The organism is Acinetobacter pecorum (assembly GCF_014837015.1).
Classification (GTDB): Bacteria; Pseudomonadota; Gammaproteobacteria; order Pseudomonadales; family Moraxellaceae; genus Acinetobacter; species Acinetobacter pecorum.
Genome location: NZ_JACSPT010000006.1, coordinates 148,991 through 161,528 on the forward strand (window position 1 = coordinate 148,991; position 12,538 = coordinate 161,528).

Annotated in this window: 10 protein-coding genes; 2 read left to right on the forward strand and 8 right to left on the reverse strand. The window is 44.7% G+C overall.

Annotation, left to right across the window (positions count from 1 at the left end; all coding sequences use genetic code 11):
* Positions 1-8 precede the first annotated feature (8 nt).
* On the reverse strand, positions 9-452 hold the full coding sequence (locus H9629_RS06610) for a GNAT family N-acetyltransferase (protein WP_191730761.1): 444 nt from the start codon (positions 450-452) through the stop codon (positions 9-11).
* Positions 453-853: 401 nt separating this feature from the next.
* Between H9629_RS06610 and H9629_RS06615 the strand changes: the two genes are divergently transcribed.
* On the forward strand, positions 854-1,921 hold the full coding sequence (locus H9629_RS06615) for a zinc-binding metallopeptidase family protein (RefSeq protein WP_064096696.1): 1,068 nt from the start codon (positions 854-856) through the stop codon (positions 1,919-1,921).
* A gap of 106 nt (positions 1,922-2,027) precedes the next feature.
* Here H9629_RS06615 and H9629_RS06620 read toward each other — a convergent pair whose 3' ends face one another.
* From H9629_RS06620 to H9629_RS06630, 3 genes are all read right to left on the reverse strand, one after another.
* A complete protein-coding gene (locus H9629_RS06620; RefSeq protein ID WP_064096695.1) occupies positions 2,028-3,524 on the reverse strand; it encodes a succinate CoA transferase in 1,497 nt (498 codons plus the stop codon).
* A 125-nt stretch (positions 3,525-3,649) separates the two neighbouring features.
* The gene (locus H9629_RS06625; RefSeq protein WP_191730762.1) at positions 3,650-4,819 is read right to left on the reverse strand and encodes a thiolase family protein; all 1,170 of its coding nucleotides are present in this window, start codon (positions 4,817-4,819) and stop codon (positions 3,650-3,652) included.
* A gap of 83 nt (positions 4,820-4,902) precedes the next feature.
* The gene (locus H9629_RS06630; RefSeq protein WP_191730763.1) at positions 4,903-6,681 is read right to left on the reverse strand and encodes an acyl-CoA dehydrogenase C-terminal domain-containing protein; all 1,779 of its coding nucleotides are present in this window, start codon (positions 6,679-6,681) and stop codon (positions 4,903-4,905) included.
* A 499-nt stretch (positions 6,682-7,180) separates the two neighbouring features.
* Here H9629_RS06630 and H9629_RS06635 point away from each other — a divergent pair, with 499 nt between their 5' ends.
* Positions 7,181-7,786, forward strand: coding sequence for a TetR/AcrR family transcriptional regulator (locus H9629_RS06635; protein ID WP_191730764.1), 606 nt, complete (start codon positions 7,181-7,183; stop codon positions 7,784-7,786).
* A gap of 94 nt (positions 7,787-7,880) precedes the next feature.
* On the opposite strand, the gene H9629_RS06640 is transcribed toward H9629_RS06635, so the two are convergent.
* The 4 genes from H9629_RS06640 to cysK all read right to left on the reverse strand — a co-directional run bounded on the left by H9629_RS06640 (position 7,881) and on the right by cysK (position 12,408).
* Complete coding sequence (locus tag H9629_RS06640; protein WP_144724668.1) at positions 7,881-8,075, reverse strand: heavy-metal-associated domain-containing protein; 195 nt, start codon at positions 8,073-8,075, stop codon at positions 7,881-7,883.
* 49 nt (positions 8,076-8,124) lie between these two features.
* Positions 8,125-8,535 carry a Cu(I)-responsive transcriptional regulator gene (gene cueR, locus H9629_RS06645; RefSeq protein ID WP_191730765.1) on the reverse strand — a complete coding sequence of 137 codons (411 nt, stop codon included), beginning with the start codon at positions 8,533-8,535 and terminating at the stop codon, positions 8,125-8,127.
* Positions 8,532-11,225, reverse strand: coding sequence for a heavy metal translocating P-type ATPase (locus H9629_RS06650; protein ID WP_191730766.1), 2,694 nt, complete (start codon positions 11,223-11,225; stop codon positions 8,532-8,534). The genes cueR and H9629_RS06650 overlap by 4 nt, the downstream gene beginning before the upstream one ends.
* A gap of 184 nt (positions 11,226-11,409) precedes the next feature.
* The gene (gene cysK, locus H9629_RS06655; protein ID WP_191730767.1) at positions 11,410-12,408 is read right to left on the reverse strand and encodes a cysteine synthase A; all 999 of its coding nucleotides are present in this window, start codon (positions 12,406-12,408) and stop codon (positions 11,410-11,412) included.
* Positions 12,409-12,538 lie beyond the last annotated feature (130 nt).

Here is a 12,538-nt window from a genome sequence, read left to right on the forward strand (position 1 = left end):
TTCCGCTTTTAACAATCCGGATATTCCTTTTGCATCGGGATAAAACGGATTCCATGTTGTTCCGTGTATTTCCCCGTTTCCACAAAACCAAAGCGCTTGTAAATATCCAAGGCATAAAGACTGGATTTTACCGTAATACTTGAATGGCCTTGACGGCGGATCTCGCCTTCTAAAAAGCGCCACATTTGCCGGCCATAACCCTGCCCCTGATAGGCTTGGTTCAGGAAAAAATGCATGAAGTGTGCAGGTTCCATATAAGCCACGACACCTATCACCTGATGATCGATTTCTGCCACAAAATAATGAATGTCCGGACGCTCGAAAATGGCCTGGATCATCTCAGGCTGAAAGCGCTGGCGCCCCTCTTCTGAACTGATCACGGCATCGACAAAGGGTGCAATCACATCGACAATGGCACAAGTATCCTGAATATTGGCTTTTCTGATTTTCATGTTTTTTAAATCCCTCTTTATTAGCTTGTCCACATTAAAAAATTTTATTCTTAAAAGTTAGCTGCTTTAGCTGTTCTTGAATGGACTTCCCCAAATTTAAAAACTGGTCTGAATATTCGGTAATATCCTTCTCTGCGCCTTGTCCGTATTTTCAAGACGGCAACTCACTCTATTTAAAAATCCATTTATTTAAAAGCTTGTTTAACTATACTTTTCTGATTAAAACCAAGCTTCATTTAATATCAGGCAGCCTGTCTTTACAATTCATCCATATAGAATTTTCGATGAAATTTTTATGATATTTCTTTATCAGGAAGAACTTTAGGTAGGCATTCTGAACCTTTCTTGGTGTTCATCAAAGATAAACATTTGAGGTCGTTCGCTTCCCTGCAGGGAGTTTAATGAAACATTTTGAATGTGCTGTCTGCAAGCAACAGCTGTTTTTTTACAAATCAGTTTGTGATCATTGTCTGTCACCGATCGGTTATGTTGCTTCGGAAAAAGATCTGTGTGCCTTCGAAAAACAGAGTGCTGAACGATGGGTACCAATTGCCAAGAACTACCAGCATGCCAGCTATAAACCCTGTCATAATTACGTTCAATATCAAGTATGTAACTGGATGATTCCCAGTGATGAGGACGAGGAATTTTGTGAATCCTGTCAGCTCACCCATGTCATTCCTGATCTGGAAAATTCCGAGAACCTGATTTACTGGTTTCGGCTGGAAGAAGCCAAACGCCGTTTCCTGTATTTGGCTCAGCGCATGAACATGATGCCACGGCCTAAAAAGTCAGAGGATGATCCATTTGGTCTGCGATTTGATTTTCTGCTTCCTCAGGAAGACCAACCTGTTTTAATTGGTCATGCCAACGGGATCATTACCTTAAATGCAATTGAGGCTGATGTGGTTTATCGGGAAACCACACGCGTAAATATGGGTGAAAATTACCGGACGCTATTAGGTCATTTTCGACATGAAAGCGGACATTATTATTTTGCCATCATGCAGCATATGCACCCAGAGCTGCTCGATGAATTCCGCCATTATTTCGGGGATGAACGGCAAAATTATGGCAAAGCACTTGAACGCCATTATAACAAAGGTGCGCCGATCAACTGGCAGGAAAAGTACATCAGTGCTTATGCTACAGCCCATCCCTGGGAAGACTGGGCAGAAACCTGGGCGCATTATCTGCATATGATGGAAACCCTGGAAACTGCCTATTATGGTGGTCTTCGTGTTGAGGGCAATGGCAGTTATCTGGCCAGCATGAATTTTAAAGAATGCCCGATTGGTGGGCAGGACTTTGAACATATCCTTAAAAACTGGATTACCCTGACTTTTAATCTGAATGCCTTAAACCGTTGTATGGGCCTGGAAGATGCCTACCCGTTCAAGTTGAACGAAACAGTTAAAGACAAGCTACGATTTATTCACCGGCATGTGCTGGAAAAAGTTTTCAAATAGCCTGACCAATTACCTGTAAACCTAAATTTCTCGTTCCATATCACTCATATTACAAAGCCCGTAGTAAATGACGGGCTTTGTTTTGAAATTACTATAATTAAACCAATTAAGCCGTTTTCATTGAACCGGTTTCTTCAAACTGGGCATGCCAGGACAAAGCTTCATTTAACAAATGCGGTGTTTGACCACCATGTGCACAGGCGCGCTCAAAGTAATCATTCAGACTTTTGCGATAATCGGGATGAGCACAAATATCGATAATCTTGCGGGCACGTTCACGTGGTGCCAATCCGCGAAGATCGGCCAAACCTTGCTCTGTTACCAGAATATCCACGTCATGGTCAGTATGATCTGTATGGCTCACCAGTGGAACCACAGACGAAATCGCACCACCTTTGGCATAGGATTTAGTCACAAAGATCGCAATATGTGCATGACGGGTAAAATCACCTGAGCCGCCAATACCATTCATCATCTTGGTGCCAGCGACATGGGTTGAATTCACATTCCCGTAAATATCAAACTCCAGTGCGGTATTGATTGCAATTATACCCAGACGGCGAATCAGCTCAGGATTATTGGATAATTCCTGTGGACGTAACACAATTTTATCTTTGTACTGATCAAAATTCTTCATCACCCGTGCCGCACACTCATCGCTCAGGGTCATGGAACAACCAGAAGCAAAGGTCATTTTTCCTGAATCGATAAGCTGGAAAGTACAGTCTTGCAGGACTTCAGAATACATTTCCAGATGGTTGAAATTAGAATGTTCAAAACCTGCAAATACGGCATTTGCCACGGAACCTACTCCGGACTGCAGCGGCCCCAAATTTTCAGGTAACCGCCCTGCGGCGACTTCATTTTCAAAGAATTGAATTAAGTGGCTGGCAATCGCCAGTGTTTCTTCATCCGGCTCATCCATTGCGAAAGAAGTATCCGGAATCTCATTAATGACAATCGCAGCAATTTTTTCAGGTGCAACATGGATTCCGATTGTGCCTATCTTGTCACTGGCTTGCGTCAAAGGAATCGGACCACGGTTTGGACGGGCTTTAGGCAAATAAATATCATGTACGCCTTCTAGGACCGGATTAATTGTCGTGTCGATTTCAATAATGACCCGATCTGCCATTTCGATGAAATTCGCCGAGTTTCCACAAGAACCGGTCGGAATAATCTGGCCATCTTCGGTAATTGCAGTTGCAGCAACTACGGCGATATTTACTGCTGGAAGGTTTTTATGACGGATATTGTCTGCCAGTTCAGAAAGATGCTGATCGATATACATCACTTCACCATTATTTATGGCCTGACGTAAAGAAGGATCAGCCTGATAAGGATAACGGCGGGTTATAACGTTGGCTTCATTCAGTTTCCCATCAATCCGGTTCCCCAGACTTGCACCTGTCGCCAAGGTAATACGGATCGGATGCTGCCGGGCATATTCAGCCAATGCCAAAGGCACAGTTTTCACCTCGCCGGCGCCGCCAAACCCGCTCAAACCAATTACATCACCGTCTTGAATCAATTGTAGTGCTTTTTCTACAGGTACTACTTTATCTTGTAATGCGAGCAAACGAATACGCTCTAAACCGTTCATAAAAATTCTCAAAAATTAAAAATAAAGAGACACCTGCTCCTGGCGTACCAGAAGCATTGTGGTCTAATTCAAAAAATATTTAAGTTTGCTACTTTGAGCATATGATCATGCAATTATGAAAAGACTTAAATCAGTTCTACAGCAATCGCTGTTGCTTCCCCACCGCCAATACACAGTGCTGCAATGCCTTTCTTGCCACCAGTACGCTTTAAGGCATGAATCAAGCTCACAATAATTCGGGAACCGGAAGAACCTAGGGGATGACCAAGCGCACAGGCACCGCCATTGACGTTCACTTTTGCTGGATCAAGTTTAAAAGCATCTATTGCTAACATGGTCACCATGGCAAAAGCTTCATTGATTTCCCAAAGGTCAACCTCCTGAGCATCCCAACCCGTTTTTTTCAGGACTTTTTCAATCGCACCAACTGGCGCAATGGTGAATTCTGATGGATGCTGCGAATGGCTGGCATAGGCCACAATATTAGCCAGCGGCTTTAAGTTACGCTGCGCGGCAATTTCACTAGAAGTCACAACCAGTGCCGAGGCACCATCAGAAATGGAGCTGGCATTTGCCGCAGTAATCGTTCCATCCTTTTTGAAAGCTGGACGTAAGGTTGGAATTTTGTCAGCCTTGGCATTTAAAGGTTGCTCATCCTGCTCTACTACCACATCACCCTTACGGCTGCTGACAGTGACTGGCACGATTTCATCTTTAAAGAAGCCTTGCTGAACGGCGGTCACGGCTTTATTTAAGGAACCAATTGCATAGTCATCCTGCTGCTCACGGGTATAGCCTTTTTTATCCGCCATTTCCTGAGCAAGAATTCCCATCGACAGACCTGTTTCCGCATCTTCCAGACCTTCCTGGAACATATGGTCAATGACTTTTCCATGCCCCATACGGAATCCGGCCCGTGCCTTGTCCATTAAATAGGGTGCGTTTGACATCGATTCCATACCACCTGCAACCACAATCTCTGCTGAACCGGCCTTGATTGCGTCTGCTGCCTGCATCACTGCCTTCATGCCTGAACCACAAATTTTATTAATCGTGGTCGCCCCGGTGGAATCCGGTAGACCCGCCTGACGCATGGCCTGACGTGCCGGACCCTGTTTTAAACCGGCAGGAAGAACGCAGCCCATAATCACTTCATCAATATCATTGACCGACAGACCTGCACGTGCCACTGCTTCCTTGATCACCACAGCACCCAAATCCGGCGCGGTACAGCTTGAAAGTGAACCTTGAAAACCGCCCATCGCGGTACGTACTGCATCTACAATTACGATCATTTTAGTTTCATCCTTTTTCATCATTGTTATCAACCCTACATAACCAAAGCGCTGTAGGGCTGGTCCTTCGCAATCATTGCGGGTTAAGCCTGTGCGGTAAAATAGTCTTCAGGCAACTGCATCACCAGTTCCGCACCCGCCTGAATACGTTGGATTCGTGCACTTAAATCCGGAAGGACTTTGGCAACATAGTAATTGGCCAGTACCAGTTTATTCTGGAAGTAGCTGTCGTCTTTGGCTGCAGCGGCTTTGCTAATCCGCGCATACATATAGACAAAGCTAAGCAGCCCAACCGCATGTAAATAATCGACAGCAATCGAGTTGGCAAAATCAGGGTTCAGTTTAGACTGCTCGACGATAAATTTGGTGATATCTTCAAGTTGCTGGCAGGTTTCTAAGGTCGCGGCTTTAATTGCTAAAGCATCCAGACCTTGCGCAAATTCACGGATTTCAGCAATATATTCTGCGATATAAGCCCCATTACATTTAGTGGTTTTACGGCCAATCAGGTCAATTGCCTGCACGCCATTGGTGCCTTCATAAATCTGTGAAATACGCAGGTCACGAATACACTGTTCCATGCCCCATTCACGGATATAGCCATGACCACCAAAGCACATTTGTGCTTCCAGTGCAGAATCCAAGGCCTTGTCGGTCAAATAAGCTTTGGCGATTGGCGTTAATAGCGCCACACGGTCAGTCGCTTTACGCACCGCTTCAGGATCGGTTGAGTATTTGGTAATATCCAGTTGTTGACCCACATACACCGCAAACGCACGTGAAGCTTCATTGTTAGCACGTACATTGAGCAGCATACGGCGTACATCACCATGGACCAGAATTGAATCGGCTGGTTTTTCTGGAGATTTTGCACCAGTTGATGCACGGCCCTGTAAACGGTCCGTCGCATATTGTGCTGCATTCTGGTAGGCAAATTCTGCTGCACCAACGCCCTGAATTCCCATAGATAAACGTTCGTAGTTCATCATCACGAACATGCCGGCCAGACCTTCATTTTCATTGCCAACCATATAGCCCTTGGCGCCGTCAAAGTTCATGACGCAGGTCGCCGAGCCTTTAATTCCCATTTTATGTTCGATTGAACCGGCAGATACTGCATTACGTTCACCTAGTGAACCATCGTCATTGACCAGGAATTTCGGCACAATGAATAATGAAATACCACGTGAACCTGCTGGTGCATTCGGAGTTTTTGCCAGCACCAGATGAATGATATTTTCACTCAGATCATGCTCGCCGCTGGTAATAAAAATTTTGGTGCCGGTAATATTGTATGAACCATCTTCATTCGATTCAGCTTTGGTCTTGATAATGCCAAGATCGGTACCGGAATGTGGTTCAGTCAGACACATGGTGCCCGACCATTCACCCGTATAGAATTTTGGTAAATAAGTTTCTTTCTGTTCCTGTGAGGCGCGGTCATTGATGGCCATACCTGCACCCACCGTTAATAGCGGATAAAGCATAAACGATGGATTGGTGCTCCAGATCATTTCATCGGCAAGTACGGTCAACATTTTCGGCATATTTTGTCCGCCCCATTCTTCAGGAGCACCCAAGCCTACCCAGCCACCTTCGGCAAACTGTCTGAACGCTTCTTTAAAACCTTTGGGTGTCGTTACCACACCATTGTTAAACTGAGCACCACCCTCTTCATCTGCAGGACGATTCAGATCAAGAATGACATTTTTTGAAAATTTTGCCATTTCTTCCAGAACCGCATTTGCAGTCGCCATATCGAGATGTGCAAGATTTTCGTTACCTTGCCAAAATTGTTCAGCCTGAAATACATCATTTAAAATAAATTCCATATCTTTCAGCGGCGCATTATAAATCGGCATTTTCAACTTCCTAAAATGGTGATACTCAATCCTGTTGCCAGGTATTTTCTGATTTTGATTAGATTTACTGCAGACAATTGCAAAATCTTGATATCAAATTCATTCAACAGTGAATATATAAAGTGACTCATAAAACTGCTTTGAAACTCACATCTTCTTGTCCAGTATAATCTACTGAATATGTCAGCTTAATATTGCTCTGTATTCTGCGCAAAACCTTGATGAATGCGGGCTTAATACCATCAAAGGATTTAGCTTGGTGCGCTGAAACAATAAAATAAATATACGGGAAATGGAATTTTATTTAGCAAAGTTGATCTCTAGGGTTCAATTTTCTTGACAATATTTTGAGCTTGTCACCCTGTCTATTTTTATTTGTCAGCAGTTGCTGCATAAATATACAAAATAAGATAAATATCACGACCTTAGTTTTATAGTAATCACGTGCAAAATTGCATATTCTTGGAAGGTTGTTTTTCAAAAAGTATGGACCAAGAAGATGATGACTGTAAGACAGCAGAACTTCCTTCTTCGTAAAGAGAAGATCCTGGACATGGCAGAGAGTTTGCTGCTTGACAATAATCAGGACATCACCTTGAGTGAACTCGCCAGTGAACTGGATATTGCCAAAGGAACCATCTACAAGCATTTTAAAAGCAAGAACCAGTTATATTTAGAATTAATTATTCTCAATGAAAAAAGAATTCTTGAAATATCAGAAAAGCATAATAATGATATTAAAAATTATGTTTCACAATATATGCTCTATCACATGCTTAATTCCAACCGGACCATTCTGTTGCATGTCATCGAAGAGCGTTTAACCAATAATGAAAAGAATCTGAAAGATTTATTTCAGGAGCTTTATCGTATTCGTGAAGAACGGATTCTCCGGATTAAAGATATCACTCATGATTATCTGGTTGCTTTAGAAAGCGCCATGTCGATTCGGGATTATTTATCTTATATCTGGACTGTGACCTATGGTGCCTCACTGTTATTAAATTCAAGCAATTATCAAAAAGCGATTGGTTCACGCGAACGTCTGATCAAGCTGTATATTAATCAGGCACTCATGACACCGGATAAAATTTCGTCGGTATAATGATCTGAATAAAAAATGCCTGATTTATTCAGGCATTTTTTATTCTAGACTATGAGTTTATAAAAATATTTTATGTCATCTTATCTGATCAATATCAGGCTGCCACAGGTGGAAAACCATCTTCAGTTAAAGCTGCAACAATCTCGGATTCGCTCACACTCGATTCAACCTCGACCAGCTTGCTGGCCACGTCAATATTTACTGTGGCATTTTCATCCAGATCTTTAATTGTGGCAGTGACACTGCGTGCGCAGCCACCACAAGTCATGTTTTCAATACGGAATTTCATGTTTAGCTCCATAGGATCGATTTAAAAATTGATGTGAATACAGCGCATGTCATTGCTGCTCAGTTCTGACACCTTGTTCAATCTGTTTTAAAATCTGGCAATCGGACTGTTCATTGCCGGCACACTGCTCCACCGATTGCTGTAATATCATCAGCATATGCTGCATATCGGCAATTTTCTGTTGTAAAAACTGGATATGCTTTTGAGCCAGCTGTTTGACCTCGCTGCTCTGGCGTGAGCTGTTCAGCCACAGGCCCAGCAGTTCTTTCATCTGCTCCGATGAAAATCCCAGTTCACGTGCATGCTGAATAAAACTTAAGGTTTTAATGTCCGCATCAGTATAAACCCGATAGCCTGCATCGCTTCGTTTCGGAGCGGGCAACAAGCCAATTTCTTCATAATATCGGATCATTTTTGCAGAGATGCCTGAGCGTTTTGCGGCTTGGCCAATATTCATCATGCTGACTCCTTAAACTGCACCGGTCGATAGGCTTTTAATCTCAAGGCATTGCTAACGACAAACACGGAGGATAGTGCCATCGCGCCTGCGGCAAACATTGGCGATAACAGAATGCCCCAAAACGGATACAGCACACCTGCGGCAATCGGAATTAAAGCAATATTATAGACAAAGGCCCAAAACAGATTCTGTTTGATATTGCGCATAGTGGCCTGACTCAAGCCGATGCCTGTCGCTACATGCTGCAAATTGCCTGACATCAATACGACATCGGCCGCCTCAATCGCGACATCGGTGCCGGTACCAATCGCCATACCAACATCGGCCTGGGCCAGTGCCGGTGCATCATTGATTCCATCTCCAACAAAAGTGAGCACACCATATTGCTGCTGGAGTTGATGTACTGCATCGACTTTTTCATGCGGCAAGACTTCGGCAATCACCTGATCGATTTTCAGCTGTTTGGCGATCGCCTGTGCGGTATGCTGATTATCACCCGTAATCATCGCTACTTTGAGGCCTTGGTCATGCAAGGCCTGAATCGCACTATGGGTAGTTGGCTTGATCGGGTCAGCGACGGCAATAATCGCAGCCAGCTTTTGATTAATTGCCACATATAAAGGACTGCGGCCTTGATCACCGAGCTTTTGTGCAGTGGCTCTAAACAGATCGACATTTAAGCCCAAGTCCTGCATCAGACGTTCTGCACCGATATGTAGCTGCTGACCGGCAACCTGTGCTTTGACCCCTGCACCAGTGATCGAATCAAAATCGGTTACTTCACTCAGTTCAAGTTCTTGCTTGCGGGCAGCCTGAACGATGGCATGAGCAATCGGATGTTCAGATTTAGCCTCCACTGAAGCGACGAGCTGCAATACCTCCTGCTGATTAAAATCTGCCGTAACTTCAAAGTCGGTCAGCAGCGGTTTTCCCTCAGTTAAGGTTCCAGTTTTGTCCAGTGCGACGACTTTGGTTTGCTGCAATAACTGCAATGCTTCGCCCTTACGAAACAGCACGCCCAGTTCTGCTGCACGTCCAGTTCCGACCATAATCGAGGTAGGAGTCGCCAGTCCCATCGCACATGGACAGGCAATAATCAGTACAGCAACTGCATTTACCAATGCGTAGGTCAGATTCGGCTCAGGCCCAAACAGGAACCATACCATAAAGGTCAAGGCCGCTAGCGCCATGACCGCAGGTACAAACCATAAGGTTACTTTATCGACCACGGCCTGAATCGGCAATTTTGAGCCTTGCGCCTGTTCTACCATTTGAATAATCTGTGCCAGCACCGAATCCTGTCCGACCGCAGTGGCCTTGATTTGCAGGGTTCCGTTCTGGTTTACCGTACCCCCCACGACCTGATCGCCAACCTGTTTGGCCACAGGTAAAGGTTCACCACTAATCATGGCTTCATCGATATAACTTTGCCCGCTAACAACCTCACCATCGACAGCAACTTTTTCACCCGGACGGATTTCAATCAGCATACCTTGCTGCACATCAGCAATTGCCAGATCAACCCAGTGATTATTTTGTCGTACTCGGGCTGTCTTCGGCTGCAAACCGACCAGATACTGAATCGCTTCCGAAGTTTTTCCTTTGGCTTTGGCCTCCAGATAACGCCCCAGTAAGATCAGCGTAACAATGACGGCAGCCGCTTCGAAATACACATGCACGGTGGACTGCGGTAACAGTTGCGGGAAAAAAGTCGCAATACAGGAAAATCCGTAAGCTGCAATGGTTCCGACTGCGACCAGAGAATTCATATCTGGTGCCAGACGTAATAATGCCGGAATCCCATGCTGATAAAAACGTCGTCCTGGAATCAGCAGTACCAGGGTGGTCAATACAAACTGGATGTACCAGCTGTTTTGTGTTCCCAGTGTATGGGTAATCCAGTGATGAAAAGCTGGGATCAGATGTGAACCCATTTCCAGAATAAATACGGGAATTGCCAGAACAAGTGCCAACCATAAATCGCGTTTCAGCTGTGCAGTTTCATTGGCTTTCTTTTCCTGAAAAGCCACATGATTCTCTGCTGAGAGATCGGTACCGGATTTTAGTGTGGCTTGATAACCAGCTTTCTCCACAGCAGCAATCAATGCCGGAATCTGGGATTGTGAGGCTTTCACCCAGGCAGTTTCGGTGGCTAGATTGACCTGCGCCTCGCTGACGCCTTCTACTTTCAATAAGGCTTTTTCGACTCGTGCCACACATGAAGCACAAGTCATACCTTCAATTGCCAGTTCAATCCGGTCAGTCTGAATATCAAAACCGGCTTTTTGTACCGCCTGAGTTAGTTTAAATAATGGCACAGAATTGATCGCACTCACATGCGCCTTTTCAGTGGCCAGATTGACCTGTGCATCCAGCACACCCTCTACTTTTTTGAGTGCTTTTTCTACGCGAGCCACACAGGATGCACAGGTCATGCCTTCAATATTCAAATCAAACTGTTGCGTCGGCACATCGAAACCGGATTTTTCAATTGCTTGAACCAGCGCAGCGGCAGCAATCGGCTGCTGGCTTTTAATAAAAGCTTTTTCAGTCGACAGGTTGACAGATGCCTCGACCACGCCTTCAATTTTTTTTAAGGCTTTTTCCACCCGAGCTACACAGGAGGCACAGGTCATACCGCTAATCTGCACCTGTTGTTCATGCAACCGGGGAGTCGCTGATATATTCATTCCGTGTTCTCCATTCGCCCATTCACTACCTATCCCATAGCTTAAACATTACCATTATGGGAAGGTCAAGGTTTTGGGATAAATTCTTTATTTTTCCTTATATGAAGGCATGTAGCTCAATAAAAAGCCCGAACATAACGTCGGGCTTTTATGGCGATACTTTTGATCTAAAATGTACCGGACTCTAGTCAGCCGAAATATCTTCAAACAGGATTGAAGACAGGTAGCGTTCACCGCCGTCTGGCAAAATCACCACAATATTCTTGCCGGCATTTTCAGGACGAGCAGCCACCTGGGCCGCTGCTGCCATCGCTGCACCACATGAAATTCCCACAAGGATACCTTCTTGAGCGGCAGTTTTACGTGCCCATTCAACTGCTTCTGCGCTATTAATAGCAATCACTTCATCGACCAGATCCAGATCCAGATTACCTGGAATGAAGTTGGCGCCGATACCCTGAATTTTGTGCGGTCCAGGGGTTAGGGTTTCACCGCGCTTGGCCTGACCAATAATCGCAGATTCAGCAGGTTCCACCGCCACTGAATATAAAGGCTTATTTTTTACCTTTTCAAAATAACGTGAAACCCCGGTAATAGTACCACCGGTGCCGACACCCGCCACCAGAATATCGACATTACCACCGGTAGCTTCCCAGATTTCTGGCCCTGTAGTTTCTTCGTGAATTTTTGGATTGGCCGGGTTTTCAAACTGTTGTGGCAGGTAGTACAGTTCAGGGTTCTCATTGACTAAACGTTGTGCTTCTTCTACTGCCCCTTTCATGCCTTTAGCCGGATCTGTCAGTACCAGATTAGCACCTAGCGCTTTAACCACTTTACGGCGCTCAATACTCATACTCGATGGCATGGTCAAAGTAATATCATAGCCTTTGGCTGCAGCAACGAAAGCCAGTGCAATCCCAGTGTTGCCACTGGTTGGCTCCACAATATGCATCCCCGGCTTGAGTTTGCCTGACTTTTCTGCATCAGCAACTAGTGCTGCACCCACACGACACTTTACTGAAAATGCAGGATTACGGCTCTCAATTTTTGCAAGTACATTGGCTGGACCTGAAATCACACGATTAATGCGAACAAGTGGTGTATTTCCAATCGCCTCTGCATTATTACTATAAACCGCTATACCTAGATTACTCGGTACTGGAAAAGCTGAATCTGTACTCATGATGATATCCCTGATGTTATTGGTTCAAGTCATTTAAACATCATACAAGCATTTTTGTGCTTTGTAGATGTTTGATGAAACTTGCACTTCATTGCACGAATGAGAACTAAAATGCTTCTCACATGCTGCA